Below are 16,206 nucleotides of genomic sequence, written 5' to 3'. Positions count from 1 at the left end.
TTACCGAAGCGAATAAAAGGGTGGCAGGAAAGAAATAAAGACGGGAAACAGGATAACGCTGACGCAAAGCCAGCACGCAAAGAAGCCGTGAAGGAGAAGATAAGGCTCATGACGTGTATCACCTCCGCACATGACGCCGTCATGTGGCAAACCATCAGGGTGAAAGCCAGACAGTGGTCTGACGGGCGCGACGCGATAGCGCGTCATCCTTTTTCTGCTGCAAACGCAGCGGCGTTTTATACAATTTGCGCCTGAAAAATGCAAAGAGATTATTCGCTTAATGCTGGCCCTGCCCGCAGCATTATTCACTACTCAGCACCAGGCCGGCAGTGCATCAGAAAAAAGGGCTGGTAATTCGCTCATCTCGTAACCTAAAATAGACGTCCAGATGGTTTTCCATCTAAACAGGTTAATATCCAGGCGGTGTTGGCCTGGCGTGCTGACACTACCTGACTGCTCGCGGCTTTGCCTTAAGGGGCGTTAAGTCAGCTAACACTCACTTGCGCTACGCAGTCGAACTCAAACCATTGGTAAGGTAAAGAACATAATGGCTAAACATCTTTTTACATCCGAGTCCGTATCAGAAGGACATCCTGATAAAATCGCTGACCAGATTTCCGATGCGGTGCTTGATGCGATCCTGGAGCAGGATCCTAAAGCGCGCGTGGCCTGCGAAACGTACGTGAAGACCGGTATGGTTCTGGTCGGCGGCGAAATCACGACCAGCGCCTGGGTTGATATCGAAGAAATCACCCGTAATACCGTACGTGAAATCGGCTATGTTCATTCCGATATGGGCTTTGATGCCAATTCCTGCGCCGTGTTAAGCGCCATCGGTAAACAATCTCAGGACATCAACCAGGGCGTTGACCGCAGCGATCCGCTGGAACAGGGTGCAGGCGATCAGGGCCTGATGTTCGGCTACGCAACCAACGAAACCGACGTGCTGATGCCCGCCCCGGTAACCTATGCGCATCGTCTGGTTCAGCGTCAGGCTGAAGTCCGCAAAAATGGCACGCTGCCATGGCTGCGCCCGGATGCGAAAAGCCAGGTCACTTTCCAGTATGACAATGGCAAGATTGTAGGCATCGACGCGGTCGTGCTCTCGACTCAGCACAGCGAAGCCATCAGCCAGCATGATCTGCAGGAAGCGGTGATGGAAGAAATCATCAAGCCGGTACTGCCTTCTGAGTGGCTGAACGCGTCCACCAAATACCACATCAACCCAACCGGCCGTTTTGTTATCGGCGGTCCAATGGGTGACTGTGGCCTGACCGGTCGTAAAATCATTGTCGATACCTACGGCGGGATGGCGCGTCACGGTGGCGGCGCATTCTCAGGTAAAGATCCCTCAAAAGTTGACCGCTCCGCGGCGTACGCTGCGCGCTATGTTGCCAAAAATATCGTGGCAGCTGGCCTGGCCGATCGGTGTGAGATTCAGGTTTCCTACGCCATCGGCGTGGCAGAGCCGACATCTATCATGGTGGAAACCTTTGGTACCGAGAAAGTCTCTACTGAACAGCTGACGCTGCTGGTCCGTGAATTCTTTGACCTGCGTCCATACGGTCTGATTCAGATGCTGGATCTGCTGCACCCAATCTATAAAGAAACGGCTGCTTACGGCCACTTTGGCCGCGAACATTTCCCATGGGAAAAAACCGACAAAGCGGCACAGCTGCGCGAGGCCGCTGGCCTGTAAGCATTGGTGAGTAAGTGCACCTGAAAGCCCTGCCCGATGGCGGGGCTTTTTAATGGGCTTTATCCCGCATTCGTCCTCCGCTTTTTTCCTGCGGCACATTTTTTTAACTCAACTACACTTTCTTTCAGTTTGTACCCTGCCCTTGTGTTAACGATTACAATTTGAAACGCTTTAAATATCGGCTATTTAGGAATTTATCGCCGTAGTTATTCTTTTAAAAATGCGTTATTTTCAGCGTCATCTGATAGGCGTTAATCAGGACATTGTCAGAAACTTCGAGGGTACTATACCTCACTGGTTACTTGACCTTTCTGGGTTGTAAATGCTGGATTTCAGGGTTTCAGCATGTGTAAGCGATTACATCAATGTGATCGGGCTCACTTTTAACCCAGATAAGGTTTTTTAACATCGATAACAACAATGATGGATAATTTGGAGGCAACCATGCCTGGCAACTCACATAAAAGCAGAACCTCAAATAAGGCAATGACCTTATTTGTCTGCTTTCTGGCAGCGCTCGCAGGCCTGCTCTTTGGGCTGGATATCGGCGTTATCGCAGGTGCCCTGCCCTTTATCGCTAAGGACTTTAATGTTACTGCCCACCAACAGGAGTGGATTGTCAGCTCCATGATGTTTGGTGCAGCCATTGGTGCTATCGGCAGCGGCTGGATGTCATCACGTCTGGGCCGTAAAAAAAGCCTGATGGCCGGTGCGATTCTGTTTGTCATTGGATCACTCTGGTCAGCGATGGCACCTAATCCGGAAATGTTGATCTGCGCGCGCGTCCTGTTAGGTCTCGCCGTGGGTGTCGCCTCGTATACCGCGCCACTTTACCTTTCTGAAATCGCACCAGAGAAAATCCGCGGCAGCATGATCTCGCTGTACCAGCTGATGATTACCATCGGTATTCTGGGTGCGTATCTCTCCGATACCGCATTTAGCTTTACCGGAAACTGGCGCTGGATGCTGGGCGTGATCACGATCCCTGCCATTCTGCTGCTGATTGGTGTGTTCTTCCTGCCGAACAGCCCGCGCTGGCTGGCGGCGAAAGGCAACTTCCGCGACGCACAGCGTGTTCTGGATCGTCTGCGTGACACCAGTGAACAGGCAAAACGCGAACTGGATGAGATCCGCGAAAGCCTGAAAGTGAAGCAGTCTGGCTGGGGCCTGTTTACCAATAACGCCAACTTCCGCCGCGCGGTCTTCCTCGGCATTCTGCTTCAGGTGATGCAGCAGTTCACCGGGATGAACGTCATCATGTATTACGCGCCGAAAATCTTTGAGATCGCCGGTTTTGCGAATACGACTCAGCAGATGTGGGGAACGGTTATTGTCGGTCTGGTTAACGTACTGGCCACCTTCATCGCCATTGGCCTGGTGGATCGCTGGGGCCGTAAGCCTACACTGATTCTGGGCTTCCTGGTCATGGCTGCCGGTATGGGCATCCTGGGCACTATGCTGCACATGGGCATCCATACACCAGGCGCGCAGTACTTCGCCATTGGTATGCTGCTGATGTTTATCGTGGGCTTCGCCATGTCAGCCGGTCCGTTGATTTGGGTACTGTGTTCCGAAATTCAGCCGCTTAAAGGGCGTGATTTTGGTATCACGGTTTCAACCACCACCAACTGGATTGCCAATATGATCGTTGGCGCAACCTTCCTGACCATGCTGAACACGCTGGGTAATGCACCGACCTTCTGGGTTTACGCGCTGCTGAACGTGTTCTTTATTGTGCTCACCGTTATGCTCATTCCGGAGACCAAAAACGTGTCGCTGGAACATATTGAACGTAACCTGATGGCGGGTAAAAAACTGCGCGATATCGGCCAGTAAATTCCTTCGCGCCCGCGTCCGTGAAAGCCAGTCAGTGTAAACTGACTGGCTTTTTTTAACCCTTTACCCACGCCAACAGCTCAGCGTATTCACGCTCAAACCCTGCCACGCCTGGCTTGCGCCGCCCCGCTTCGCTTTTCTTTCGTTAAAGTCGAAAAAATATACGCCGATAAATGACCTGACGTTTCCCTTATAAAAACCCGTTTTCAGACTTTATTTTCATCAGGAAATCCAATGAACAACCCCAGCGTTAAAAAGACAATGAGCACCCGGGCTCAGATGCTGCTGGCAGGGGGAATGACGATTGTCGTGGGCTTTGCAGCGACCATCGGATTGCTCAGCTGGCAGTCTTCAAAAGCGCAAAAATCTCTGGCCGCTGACTACCTGCAACAAATTGCTGCCAGCCATGCCGGACAAATTCAACAGGAACTGACACATGCACTGGACGCGGCACAAAACCTGGGGCAAAGCCTTGCCGCGCTGCCAGCGGCCGGCGTGACCGATCGCAACGTTGCCCATAAGCTCATGGAATATGCCCTGCAGAAAAATCCTGACTTTGTATCGATGACCGTGGTGTTCGAACCCAACGCCTTCGACGGTCGTGACAGAGCTTTCGCCGGCCAGCAGGGAATGCCACCCGAGGGGCGCTATGCCTGGTATATTGATCGGGATAAAGACGGGCATTTTAAAATGAATCCGGCGCTGGATTTTTTACAACCCGGTGCGGGCAATTACTATCTGCTGCCGAAAGAAACGCTTAAAGACACGCTGATTGAACCCTACAGCTTCGCCTATGATGGCGCGAAACCCGAGTGGTTAACCTCAGTCGCCACGCCTGTCATGGTGAACGATAAGCTAAAACTGGTCGTCAGCTCGGATATTCTGCTGTCGTCTATCCAGAAAAAAATCAACCAGATCAAACCCTGGCAAGGCACCGGTTACGCGCTGCTGATTTCGAACAGCGGTAACGTGATTTCCTCCCCCGATACAAGTGAAGCGGGCAAGAAATGGCCGGGGAACGTAAACAGCACCAGTACCAACGTGACGGAGCAATACGATCCGGTGCTCAAAGAACAGGCCATGTATACGTGGTATCCCGTGCGCGTTGGGAAGAGTGATAAACCCTGGTATGTCGGGATCGTGGCGCCCGTCAGTCAGGTGATGGCGGCCGCTGACCGCCAGCTGTACTGGGCAATCGGGCTGATGATCATCAGCATCCTGTCGGTGGGTGCCGTGCTGGGGCTGCTGTTCAGTCGCAAAGTGATGCGCCCGCTGGGTGGTGAACCGGCAGAGGCTGCGCGTATCGCGCTGGCTGTGGCTGAGGGGCGGTTAAACAACAGCATTGGCGTTGCGCCCGACGATAGCCGTAGTCTGTTCTACGCGTTGAATACCATGCAGTCACAGCTTAGGACGATGGTCGGCCAAATCAAAGATGCCAGCCTCTCTGTCCAGCAGGGCGCGGGCGAAATCGCCAGCGCCAACCTGAACCTGTCCTCCCGAACTGAGCAACTGTCTTGAACAACATACTAAGAGGTAACGAAATGGTACGACTCGTCCCATTTTTCACTCTTCCGGAACATGGCATTCAGGATAGTGAGCAGTTTGCGCATGCAGGCAACGATAGCCACTTTTTTTGCTTTCCCTGCGCCGACAAGGCGGGTGTAAAACGCTTTTATAACCGGATTATGGCGGGTAGCGACCAGTGCCGACATGTAGAGTGCGGTTCTCACGCCAGCGCGCCCTCCCGAAATGGTTCGTCGTCCCCGCATCGTACCCGAGTCACGGTTTACGGGCGCCACACCGACCAGCGCACTGATTTCCCTGCGGTTGAGATGCCCCAGTTCCGGAACTTCGGCGAGAAGCGCGGCAACCGTCACTTTTCCGACACCCTGAATGGCGCAGAGCCTGTCTGCAGGATCTTTAAAATGCAGGCTGATATGCCTGTCCATTTCAGCATCAATGCGGGCCAGCTCGTCTTCAAGCGCCTGCAAAATAATACTGATACTTCTCCTGTTCTGAGGATGAGCCGGATGCAGGCGGTTACGTTCCGCAACGCTCATGGCTATCAGCTGGCGTCGGCGTACCACCATCGCTGTGAGGATCTGGCGCTCCGCATCGGGCATTTTCTTTATGAACCGGCTCTTTTCAGGATGGCGGTTAACGACCTCTGCCATCTGAGCCAGCACCCGGGCGTCAATACGGTCTGTCTTAGCCAGATACCCCATGGCGCGCGCAAAATCGCGGGCCTGCCGGGGGTTAACTACAGCAACATCAAAACCTTCAGTCTGAAGAGAGCAGACAACGGCCATTTCCAGGCCACCGGTTGCTTCCAGCAAAAGCATCGCAACGGGCTGATTAGCCAGGACCTTAATGAGTGCCTCGATACCTTCAGGATCGTTACTCACCGTGAACTGAGCCATGTCGTGATGACCGGCAACGTCCAGCGTCGCTTTAGAAACGTCAATACCGATGCAGAGCTGATTTGGCAGACCCATGATTACCCTTCCTTGTAGATACGTTATGGAGTACGGACAACTGTTCGGGCTTCAGATGAGTGGCGCAGCGTATGCGCTTACAGCTCAGTTACGGGCTTTAAACCCCTGGAGCAATCGGGCTGCATACGCTGTGCCAAACCAGACCAACCTGATTCTAACCAAATAACGACATACAAGGAGCAGGCTGCCGCCCTGGAGGAAACTGCGGCCAGCATGGAACAGATTAGCGCGGCCATTCGTATGAACGCTGACAACGCACAACAGGCGACAGGCCTGACGGAAACTGCCACCCGTATCGCTAACCGTGGCGAAACGCTGGTGGATCAGGTCGTGACAACCATGGCGAAGATCGATGAAAGCTCGCAGAAAATTGGTGATATCACCACGCTGATTAACAGCATTGCTTTCCAGACCAATATTCTGGCGCTTAACGCCGCCGTTGAAGCGGCACGTGCAGGGGAACAGGGACGCGGATTTGCCGTGGTGGCCTCAGAAGTGCGTAACCTGGCGCAGCGCACCACCAGTGCCGTAAAGGACATCGCCGCCCTGATTGAAGAGTCAGCGCTGCGCGTCGAGAATGGCGTTGTGCTGGTCAATGATGCGGGCAAAACCATGCATGAAATGACAAATGCCGTTTCATCCGTGCAGCGCATCATCGGTGAAATTGTTGCCGCATCCGATGAACAGGCGCGCGGTATCGCTCAGGTCACCATTGCCGTTAATGAAATGGACGGCACGACTCAGCAAAATGCGGCACTGGTTCAGCAGATGTCGGCGGCCTCCAGTTCGCTTGAGGATCAGGCCCGCCAGCTGGCACAAACCGTCGCGCAGTTCCATTAAGCCGTGGCGATGTCCGTCGTGACAGACGGGCATCGCCATCTTTGCCCCGCGCATTCATATTGAGTTCCGCCTCTGCGGCGCTTATGCTGAGCGCCATGAAAACACCTCGTCTTCCGATTGCCCTGCAACAAGCCGTTATGCGCGCCCTGCGTGATGCTCTTGAGCGCGCTAATCGCATGCTTGAACGCACCTACCCTGAGCCCACGCTGGTTTATCAGCAACGGGGCACCGCCGCCGGTACCGCCTGGCTGGAAAAATGGGAGATTCGCCTCAATCCTGTGCTGCTGCTGGAGAACCAACAGGCGTTTATTGATGAAGTCGTTCCTCACGAACTGGCCCATTTGCTGGTGTGGAAGACCTTTGGTCGCGTGGCACCGCACGGGAAAGAGTGGAAGTGGATGATGGAAACCGTCCTCGGTGTTCCGGCCCAGCGTACCCACCGTTTTGAAGTCGCGTCCGTCCGTAGTCGCACCTTTGCCTACCGCTGTCAGTGTCAGCAGCACCACCTTACCGTACGGCGTCATAATCGCGTGATTCGCGGCGAAAGCGAATACCGCTGTGTCCATTGCGGCAACGTATTAAAAGCCGGCCTTTTCCTTCCATCCTGACCGGATTCTCATTCCGCCTGCCCCCGCATTCTGGTACCCTGCCGCCCTTTTTAGGATCAAGGTGATAACTGGAATATGTCTCGCAAAATAATCATGACCGCCGCGCTGCTGCTGGCCTCCTTTCATGCTACCGCGCTTAACCTGAATAATTACCATCAGAATAATTTTCAGCAGGCAAAAGCTTATGCGGCCGAGATTAACGCCGATGCACCGGGCAGTTTTTATTGCGGCTGCAAAATGACCTGGCACGGTAAAAAGGGCGAACCTGATCTGAGCAGCTGCGGTTATCAACCGCGTAAAAATGCCAACCGTGCCGCGCGCATCGAGTGGGAGCACGTGATGCCTGCCTGGGAGTTCGGTCATCAACGTCAGTGCTGGCAGAATGGTGGACGCAAAAACTGCAGTAAAGATGCCGACTATCGCCATATGGAGACCGATCTGCACAATCTGCAACCGGCAATAGGTGAAGTAAACGGCGACCGGGGTAACTTTGCTTACAGCCAGTGGAACGGGACAGAGAAGCAATATGGTCAGTGCAGCATGCACATTGATTTTAAAAACAAACAGGCAGAGCCACCAGAACGGGCCCGCGGTGCCATCGCGCGCACCTACTTCTATATGCGCGATCAATATCATCTGCGCTTGTCGCGCCAGCAAACCCAGCTATTTACGGCCTGGAACAAGCTCTATCCGGTCAGCCAGTGGGAATGCGAGCGAGACCAACGTATCGCACGGGTACAGGGGAATCATAATCCTTATGTGCTCGAAGCTTGCAAGCGTTAAAATCCCTGCCCTAAACTAACTGTCTTTACGGCCTCGCCGCGTGGATCGCGCGGCGTTTTGCTCTCAGGTACTTTATGCGCATACCTCGCATTTTTCACTCACAGCCGCTGCATGTTGGCAGTGAGATTACACTGGATGACGATGCCTCTAACCATGTTGGTCGCGTATTACGCATGACCAGCGGACAGCATCTGGAACTGTTTGATGGCAGTAATCTGACTTTCGCGGCAGAAATCACGCAAGTTGATAAAAAACGTGTAAAAGTATCCATCACAACGAGTCAGACTGACGATCGTGAATCGCCCCTTTATCTCCATCTCGGCCAGGTGATGTCGCGTGGCGAAAAAATGGAATTTACCATCCAGAAATCAATCGAACTGGGCGTTAATGTCATCACGCCGCTGTTTTCTGAGCGCTGTGGTGTCAAACTGGACGCCGAACGTCTGGCGAAAAAAATTCAGCAATGGCAAAAGATTGCGATTGCCGCCTGTGAACAGTGTGGCCGTAACCGGGTACCGGAAATCCGTCCGGCGATGACGCTGGAAGCCTGGTGCAGTGAAGCGGAAAGTGGGTTAAAACTGAATCTGCATCCGCGCGCCAGCCACAGTATTAACACCTTGCCCCAACCGGTCGAGCGCGTCAGGTTGCTGATTGGCCCGGAAGGTGGGCTGTCCGCTGAAGAAATTGCCATGACGGCACAGCATGGATTTACGGATATTTTGCTTGGCCCACGCGTTTTACGCACCGAAACCACCGCGCTGACGGCCATTACGGCACTTCAGGTGAGGTTTGGCGACCTGGGTTAAGCGATACTTTTAGCACGTTCAGGTCATGCAGCCTCACCGCCAGCCTGAAAGATCAGCCCCTTTTGCCCGAACGGAACGAGACGGTTAGTGCCGCCTCCTTCAGGAGAGAATAATGATTAAGCTTGGCATCGTGATGGACCCGATCGCATCCATCAACATTAAGAAAGACTCCAGCTTTGCAATGCTGCTGGAAGCCCAGCGCCGGGGCTACGAAATTCACTATATGGAGATGAACGATCTCTCCCTGCGCGGCGGCGTGGCCTTTGCCCGCACGCGCCTGCTCAGCGTGGAACAGAATGCCGCGAGCTGGTACCAGTTTGGCAGCGAACAGCAGATCAAACTGGCCGATCTTGATGTCGTCCTGATGCGCAAAGACCCACCGTTCGATACCGAATTCATCTACTGCACCTACATTCTGGAACGTGCCGAAGAACAGGGCACGCTGATCGTTAACAAGCCGCAAAGCCTGCGCGACTGCAATGAAAAACTCTATACCGCCTGGTTTGCCGAATTTACGCCGGATACGCTGGTGACCCGTTCGAAGCAGCAACTCCGTGCATTCTGGCAGGAGCATGGCGATGTGATTATGAAGCCGCTGGACGGCATGGGTGGCGCATCCATCTTTCGCGTGAAGCAGGATGACCCAAACTTTGGCGTAATCGCCGAAACGCTGACAGAGCATGAAAGCCGCTACTGCATGGCGCAAAATTATCTGCCAGCGATCAAAGAGGGCGACAAACGCGTACTGGTCGTCGATGGCGAACCCGTTCCCTATTGCCTGGCGCGTATCCCCCAAGGCGGTGAAACCCGTGGTAACCTGGCCGCCGGTGGACGCGGTGAAGCGCGCCCGCTGAGCGAAAGTGACTGGGCGATCGCCCGCAAAGTCGGCCCCACGCTTAAAGCCAAAGGCTTGATTTTTGTCGGACTCGATATTATTGGTGATAGACTGACAGAAGTTAACGTGACCAGCCCAACATGCATTCGTGAAATCGAGGCCGCTTTCCCTGTGTCCATCACCGGTATGCTGATGGATGCCATTGAGAAGCGTCTGGGCTCAGCATAACGCTGGGACCATGCTCCGTGATCAACCCAACACCGGTGCTGACTTTACGCACCGGTTATCTTTGGTAAAGCATGTGAGAATGAATTTACAGCATCACTTTTTGATTGCCATGCCAGCGTTGCAGGATCCCTTTTTCAAACGTTCTGTGGTCTACATTTGCGAGCACAACGAAGAAGGGGCAATGGGGCTGATTATTAACAAGCCTATGGAAAACCTGACGGTTGAAGGCATTTTGAAAAAGCTCAAGATTGCCGAGGAAAACCGCGATCCGGCAATCAACCTGGATAAGCCGGTATTCAGCGGCGGCCCGCTGGCAGAAGATCGCGGATTTATCCTGCACTCTGCCCAGCGCACGTTTACCTCCAGTATCCGTGTCTCAGACAACACGGTGATCACGACATCACGCGATGTCCTGGAAGCCATAGGTACCGCCGATCAGCCCGATCATGTTCTGGTGGCGCTGGGCTATTGTGCCTGGGAAAAAGATCAGCTTGAAAATGAGCTGATGGAAAACGCCTGGCTGACCACCCCCGCAAACAGCAATATTCTGTTTCAGACGCCCATCGCTGAGCGCTGGCGCGAAGCGGCACGAAGCATCGGGGTGGATATTCACAATATGGCCAGCGATGCAGGTCACGCCTGATGACACACCAAACCTTGTTAGGCTTCGACTTCGGCACCAAAAGCATTGGCGTTGCCGTCGGGCAGCAGCTGACGGGCAGCGCCCGTCCGTTAAGTGCCCTCAAAGCACAGGACGGTACGCCTGACTGGCTGCAAATCGAAAAGTTGCTGAAAGAGTGGCAGCCTGATTTTGTGGTGGTGGGATTGCCGCTTAATATGGACGGCAGCGAACAGCCACTGACCGCGCGTGCGCGCAAGTTTGCCAACCGCTTACACGGGCGTTTCGGCATTCGCGTGGAGCTGCAGGACGAACGCCTCAGTACCGTTGAAGCTCGTGCGGGCCTGTTTGAGCGTGGCGGTTACCGTGCGCTGAACAAAGGGTCGGTCGATTCACAGTCAGCGGCCATTATCCTGCAGGACTGGTTCGACACTCACTAGCGAATGACCCCTTCAGCCTGACGGGCTGCGCGGCTCTGTTCGAACGTCTGCATCCCGGCCCGAGCGCCGGTTTGCAGAAGCGCCGGAATCTGATGCATTTTGCCTTCCCGAATCAGATTGACCACGGCACTGGTCGCCATCAATACTTCAAACAGCCCGGTCCTCTTCTCATCACAGGCTGGCACCAGTTGCTGCGCGATCACTGCGTTGAGGCTGCTTGCCAGTTGAGTGCGCACCAGATTTTTTTCTTCCGCAGGAAACACATCCACCAGCCTGTCTACCGCCTGCACCGCACCGCGCGTGTGCAGCGTGGCCAGCACCAGATGGCCGGTTTCTGCGGCCGTGAGCGCCTGACGAATGGTATCGCTGTCGCGCAGTTCCCCCAGCATAATAACGTCAGGATCTTCCCTGAGTGCGGCTTTCAGGCCCTGGCTGAAACTCCGGCAATGCACACCGACTTCACGCTGTTGAATCAGGGATTGCTGACTGCGATGGATAAACTCAATCGGGTCCTCCAGGGTCAGGATATGGCGGGCCTGCTGCCGGTTAATCGCATCCACCATTGCCGCGAGGGTGGTCGACTTACCGCTGCCCGTCGCCCCGGTGATTAATATCAGTCCGTCCCGTTTCTTTAGTAACGCCTGCACCCCTTCCGGTACGCGCAGATCGGTCAGCGTCGGGCATTCGCTGGCGATGGTGCGTAGCGCCAGAGACAGCCCGTTACGCTGCATAAACAGGTTGGCGCGCAGGCGCTGTCCCGCCGCCAGGGTCAACGCGAAATCCAGTTGCCCTTCCCGCTTAAGTTGCTGCTGCTGTTCGCTGTCCAGCCACACCGACGTAAACTGCGCCATCCAGTCAGGTGACAGCGCAGACCGATCGGGCAGCGGCTCCAGCCTGCCCTGACGCCGCCAGTACGGCAAATGTCCGCTACAAAGGTGCAGATCGGCAGCGTTATGCTTTACACTAAGCGCCACGATTTCATCCAGATTCATTGTGTTCTCCCGACTATGACTTCAATCCAGCACAACCTACAGCAAGTCCGCCAGCGAATCGCCGCTGCTGCAACGCGTTGCGGCCGGGCTCCCGAAGAAATTACGCTACTTGCAGTGAGCAAAACGAAACCTGCGAGCGCAGTCGAAGAAGCGGCGGCGGCGGGTCAGCTCGCGTTCGGGGAAAATTACGTTCAGGAAGGGGTTGAAAAGGTTCAGGCGCTGACCTCACATCCCAATCTGATATGGCACTTCATTGGCCCGCTGCAGTCCAATAAAAGCCGACTGGTGGCAGAACACTTTGCCTGGTGCCACACCCTTGATCGTCTGAAGATTGCACAGCGGCTTAACGATCAGCGGCCTGAACATCTGGCACCGCTCAATGTGCTGATTCAGGTAAATATCAGTGACGAAAACAGCAAATCTGGCATCATGCTGGAGGCCGTCGACGAACTGGCGCAGGCTATTGCCGCGATGCCGCGTTTGCGTTTGCGCGGGCTGATGGCGATTCCGGCACCCGAACAGGATTATCAGAAACAGCTGGCGGTATGCCAGCAAATGGCTGATGCATTTCACCAGTTAAAACAGCACTATAGTGATGTTGATACGCTGTCGATGGGAATGAGTGATGATATGGAGGCGGCGATTGCCGCAGGCAGCACCCTGGTGCGCATTGGCACCGCAATATTTGGCGCACGTGATTACACACAGCCTTCACAACAATAATTGAGGAACTTCATGTTAACAATGACGTTTTTGGTAAAAACGCTAATCGATCTCTACGTCATGGTGCTGTTGCTGCGCATCTGGATGCAGTGGTCACGTTGCGATTTTTATAATCCGCTTGCCCAGTTTGTCGTGAAGATCACTCAGCCGATTGTGAAACCGTTGCGTCGCATTCTGCCTGCGTTGGGTCCGATTGATACGGCTTCTCTGCTGCTGGCGTTTGTGCTCACTACGCTGAAATATCCGCTTCTGCTGCTGATTCAGGTCGGCGTGTTCTCTGTCGATCCCGCTAACTTGCTGGTCGGCCTGCTGTCGCTACTGAAATCCGCCGGTTATCTGGTGTTCTGGGTCATTATTATCCGTTCCCTGATGAGCTGGATCAGCCAGGGCCGCGGTCCGATGGACTATGTGCTGATTCAGCTGACCGAGCCGTTAATGGCGCCGATTCGCCGCATTCTGCCCGCGATGGGCGGCATCGACTTCTCCGCCATGATCGTCATTCTGGTGCTGTATGCCCTGAATTTCCTCGGCATGGACCTGTTCCCGGGTCTCTGGTATTTGCTGTAAATGAACCAAACTGGAACTGTTATGCAAAAAGTTGTTCTTGCCACCGGTAATCCCGGCAAAGTCCGTGAACTGGCGGATCTGCTCTCCGCCTTTGGTCTGGATATCGTGGCGCAAACCGACCTCGGCGTTGAATCCGCCGAGGAGACCGGCCTGACCTTTATTGAAAACGCCATCCTGAAAGCGCGCCATGCCGCGCAGGTGACCGGGCTGCCCGCTATCGCAGATGACTCCGGGCTGGCCGTCAACGCGCTGGGCGGCGCACCGGGCATTTATTCGGCCCGCTATGCCGGTGACGACGCCAGTGACCAACAGAACCTGGAAAAGCTGCTTCAGGCGCTGGAAAGCACCCCGGACGGACAGCGTCAGGCCCAGTTCCACTGCGTGCTGGTGTATTTACGTCACGCTGCCGATCCCACGCCGCTGGTGTTTCACGGCGCCTGGGACGGCGAAATCACCCGCACCCCAGCCGGTGAAGGCGGCTTCGGCTACGACCCGGTGTTCTACATTCCGGCATTGGGTAAAACCGCCGCCGAGCTGACAAAAGCAGAGAAAGGAAAAGTCTCTCATCGAGGTAAAGCATTGACGCTGTTACTGGAAGCGATGCGTAATGCCTGATTTACCCCCGCTGAGTTTATATATCCATATTCCCTGGTGCGTCCAGAAATGCCCTTACTGCGATTTTAATTCTCACGCGTTAAAAGATGAGGTGCCGCACATTGAGTATGTGCAGCACCTGCTGCGCGATCTTGAAAACGATCTGCCGCTGATTCACGGACGTGACGTGCGCACGATATTTATCGGTGGCGGAACGCCAAGCCTGTTAAGCAGTAGCGCGATGCAGATGCTGATGGATGGCGTACGCGCGCGCCTGACGCTTGCAGAAGGGGCGGAGATTACGATGGAGGCGAATCCAGGCACGGTCGAAGCCGACCGTTTCAGCGCCTATCAGCGCGCCGGGATTAACCGCATCTCCATTGGGGTACAAAGCTTTAGCCCGCAGAAGCTGGAACGTCTCGGTCGCATCCATGGTCCCGAGGAAGCGAAGCGCGCCGCGGCGCTGGCGCAGGGCCTGAACCTGCGCAGCTTTAACCTCGATCTGATGCACGGTTTGCCCGACCAGTCACTGACGGAAGCGCTGGACGATTTGCGTCAGGCGATCGCGCTTAATCCTCCGCATTTGTCCTGGTATCAGCTGACCATCGAACCGAATACGTTGTTTGGCTCACGTCCGCCTAAATTGCCCGACGACGATGCGTTGTGGGACATCTTTGAGCAGGGACATCAGCTGCTGACCGCTGCCGGTTATGAGCAATATGAAACATCGGCCTATGCCAAACCGGGATACCGCTGTGAGCACAACCTGAATTACTGGCGTTTTGGCGATTATCTTGGGATTGGCTGTGGTGCCCATGGCAAGCTGACCCAACCCGATGGCCGTATTGTTCGCACGGTCAAAGTGCGCCATCCGCGGGGTTTTATGAAGGGCAACTATCTCGATAAACAGTACGAGGTAGCAGACAGTGACAAGCCGTTCGAGTTCTTTATGAACCGTTTCCGGTTGCTGGAGCCTGCGCCACGCGCGGACTTCAGCCGCTATACCGGGCTGAATGAAGCGCTGATTCGTCCACAGCTCGATCAGGCTATTGCCGCAGGTTACATCACTGAAACAGCGGACATCTGGCAAATTACCGAGAAGGGCAAACTGTTTCTGAACTCGCTACTGGAACTGTTCCTGGCCGACGAGTAACGCGCTTCGGGTTCGGCGTGCAAACTGCGGCTGTATGAAGGAGGCCGAATCCTTATCCGCGCTCAGTATTCTGTCTCAGTTGCAACAACCGGGTATTGATGATGGCAATGTTCACCTCGCAGGGCATGCCATCATCCAGATAAACCGTCTCATTAATCTCCAACGCCGCCTCATTCGCACTAAAATTCAGCAGTCTGAGCTGCTCACTGTCGGTCACGTTAATCGCATTAAGCTGCTGGTCGCGGCGCTGAATCTTTTTGCCGGTGATTTGTTCAATGTAAGAGTATTTCGAGATTTCCAGCCGGCCAAACTCCATGCTGCTGAACAGGCTGACAGGCAGGTGGATATATTCCAGCGCCACGGGAATATCGTCAAAGCACATCAGTCGAAGAATTTTGTATATCTGATCGCTGTTTCTGATACGTAACGCCTGCGCCATCTCCGGTCCGGGCACCTTGATGATGCTGGCAGTGAGCACCTTCCTGACCGCTTTATGGCCTTTTTTATGAGCCTGATAATCAAAGGGCGAAAGCGCATGGAACCGGCCGGCGTGATTGCTCTTGCCGATAGAACCGACAAACAGTCCCGACCCCTTCACGCGATAAATACGCTGCTGCTCAATCAGAATACGGGTTGCTTCCCGTACCGTCGCCCGGGTGATACCGATGTTCTTTGCTATCGCAATTTCGGTATCCAGCTTGTCGCCCGGCAGCAGTCCGTCCTGCATGATCTTGGTCAGAATATAGTCGACAACCTCTTTTTGTTTCTCTGTTATGCCATCGAACATCACGCTGTTCCCGAATAGTAAGCCCGTGCCTGCGGTGCGCCGCCGCATCGCCTGTATGCCTGATTTCCGTCACTGCGTATGAGTGAGACAGGAACCAGTGTGATCCAGCTAACGATTTTGCACTCCAGTGTCGCCTGTCCAGCCGGAATTGATTCTTGCATATTGTATCTGTACAGGTCTAGGTGCATCATCAAGATGACT

15 protein-coding genes and 2 pseudogenes are annotated in these 16,206 nt (G+C 54.5%); 14 read left to right on the top strand and 3 right to left on the bottom strand.

All coding sequences use genetic code 11. The features are described from left to right. Positions 1-547: 547 nt before the first annotated feature. From metK to C1N59_RS04105, 3 genes and pseudogenes are all read left to right on the top strand, one after another. Positions 548-1,699: a methionine adenosyltransferase gene (gene metK, locus C1N59_RS04115; protein ID WP_110268365.1), complete on the top strand. Its 1,152-nt coding sequence runs from the start codon at positions 548-550 to the stop codon at positions 1,697-1,699. Between the two features lie 444 nt (positions 1,700-2,143). Further along, entirely contained in the window at positions 2,144-3,535 is a 1,392-nt protein-coding gene (locus C1N59_RS04110; RefSeq protein WP_006120845.1) for a sugar porter family MFS transporter, read from the top strand. 234 nt (positions 3,536-3,769) lie between these two features. After that, positions 3,770-5,044, top strand: a pseudogene (locus tag C1N59_RS04105) (methyl-accepting chemotaxis protein); the annotation flags it as partial. 17 nt (positions 5,045-5,061) lie between these two features. On the opposite strand, the gene C1N59_RS04100 reads toward C1N59_RS04105, so the two are convergent. Beyond that, a complete protein-coding gene (locus tag C1N59_RS04100; RefSeq protein WP_394550059.1) occupies positions 5,062-6,030 on the bottom strand; it encodes an IS110 family RNA-guided transposase in 969 nt (322 codons plus the stop codon). 174 nt (positions 6,031-6,204) lie between these two features. Here C1N59_RS04100 and C1N59_RS04095 point away from each other — a divergent pair. From C1N59_RS04095 to ruvX, 7 genes and pseudogenes are all read left to right on the top strand, one after another. Beyond that, positions 6,205-6,870: pseudogene (locus C1N59_RS04095) on the top strand (methyl-accepting chemotaxis protein); the annotation flags it as partial. Positions 6,871-6,965: 95 nt separating this feature from the next. Continuing rightward, the gene (locus tag C1N59_RS04090; protein WP_006120847.1) at positions 6,966-7,478 is read left to right on the top strand and encodes a SprT family zinc-dependent metalloprotease; all 513 of its coding nucleotides are present in this window, start codon (positions 6,966-6,968) and stop codon (positions 7,476-7,478) included. Between the two features lie 75 nt (positions 7,479-7,553). Beyond that, complete coding sequence (gene endA, locus C1N59_RS04085; protein WP_039339282.1) at positions 7,554-8,261, top strand: deoxyribonuclease I; 708 nt, start codon at positions 7,554-7,556, stop codon at positions 8,259-8,261. Between the two features lie 74 nt (positions 8,262-8,335). Continuing rightward, entirely contained in the window at positions 8,336-9,067 is a 732-nt protein-coding gene (rsmE, locus tag C1N59_RS04080; protein ID WP_006120849.1) for a 16S rRNA (uracil(1498)-N(3))-methyltransferase, read from the top strand. A gap of 112 nt (positions 9,068-9,179) precedes the next feature. Beyond that, a complete protein-coding gene (gshB, locus tag C1N59_RS04075; protein WP_033739652.1) occupies positions 9,180-10,130 on the top strand; it encodes a glutathione synthase in 951 nt (316 codons plus the stop codon). Between the two features lie 79 nt (positions 10,131-10,209). Next, complete coding sequence (locus tag C1N59_RS04070; RefSeq protein ID WP_033739653.1) at positions 10,210-10,773, top strand: YqgE/AlgH family protein; 564 nt, start codon at positions 10,210-10,212, stop codon at positions 10,771-10,773. After that, complete coding sequence (gene ruvX / locus C1N59_RS04065) at positions 10,773-11,189, top strand: Holliday junction resolvase RuvX (protein ID WP_006120852.1); 417 nt, start codon at positions 10,773-10,775, stop codon at positions 11,187-11,189. The genes C1N59_RS04070 and ruvX overlap by 1 nt, the downstream gene beginning before the upstream one ends. Here the strand turns inward: ruvX and C1N59_RS04060 are convergent. Then, positions 11,186-12,181, bottom strand: a complete 996-nt coding sequence (locus C1N59_RS04060) for a type IV pilus twitching motility protein PilT (protein ID WP_054633201.1) — start codon at positions 12,179-12,181, stop codon at positions 11,186-11,188. The two genes, ruvX and C1N59_RS04060, sit on opposite strands and share 4 nt — an antisense overlap. Positions 12,182-12,196: 15 nt before the next feature. On the opposite strand from C1N59_RS04060, the gene C1N59_RS04055 reads away from it, so the two are divergent. Genes C1N59_RS04055 through hemW form a run of 4 tightly spaced genes read left to right on the top strand, consistent with a single transcriptional unit; the run spans position 12,197 to position 15,218 of the window. Then, the gene (locus tag C1N59_RS04055) at positions 12,197-12,904 is read left to right on the top strand and encodes a YggS family pyridoxal phosphate-dependent enzyme (protein WP_039339277.1); all 708 of its coding nucleotides are present in this window, start codon (positions 12,197-12,199) and stop codon (positions 12,902-12,904) included. A 12-nt stretch (positions 12,905-12,916) separates the two neighbouring features. Beyond that, positions 12,917-13,471: a YggT family protein gene (locus tag C1N59_RS04050; RefSeq protein ID WP_006120855.1), complete on the top strand. Its 555-nt coding sequence runs from the start codon at positions 12,917-12,919 to the stop codon at positions 13,469-13,471. 21 nt (positions 13,472-13,492) lie between these two features. Continuing rightward, positions 13,493-14,086 (top strand): XTP/dITP diphosphatase, encoded by a 594-nt coding sequence (locus C1N59_RS04045; protein WP_006120856.1) that lies wholly within the window; start codon positions 13,493-13,495, stop codon positions 14,084-14,086. Next, positions 14,079-15,218: a radical SAM family heme chaperone HemW gene (gene hemW / locus C1N59_RS04040; protein WP_033739660.1), complete on the top strand. Its 1,140-nt coding sequence runs from the start codon at positions 14,079-14,081 to the stop codon at positions 15,216-15,218. Before C1N59_RS04045 ends, hemW begins: the two co-directional genes overlap by 8 nt. Before the next feature lie 52 nt (positions 15,219-15,270). Here the strand turns inward: hemW and C1N59_RS04035 are convergent, their stop codons facing one another. Continuing rightward, complete coding sequence (locus tag C1N59_RS04035) at positions 15,271-16,005, bottom strand: GntR family transcriptional regulator (protein WP_039339294.1); 735 nt, start codon at positions 16,003-16,005, stop codon at positions 15,271-15,273. Positions 16,006-16,206: the final 201 nt, after the last annotated feature.

The sequence above is a fragment of the Pantoea sp. SGAir0183 genome (assembly GCF_043545505.1).
The sequence above is the reverse complement of the archived record's forward strand: the minus strand, read 5'-3'. Positions and strand labels throughout refer to the sequence as shown.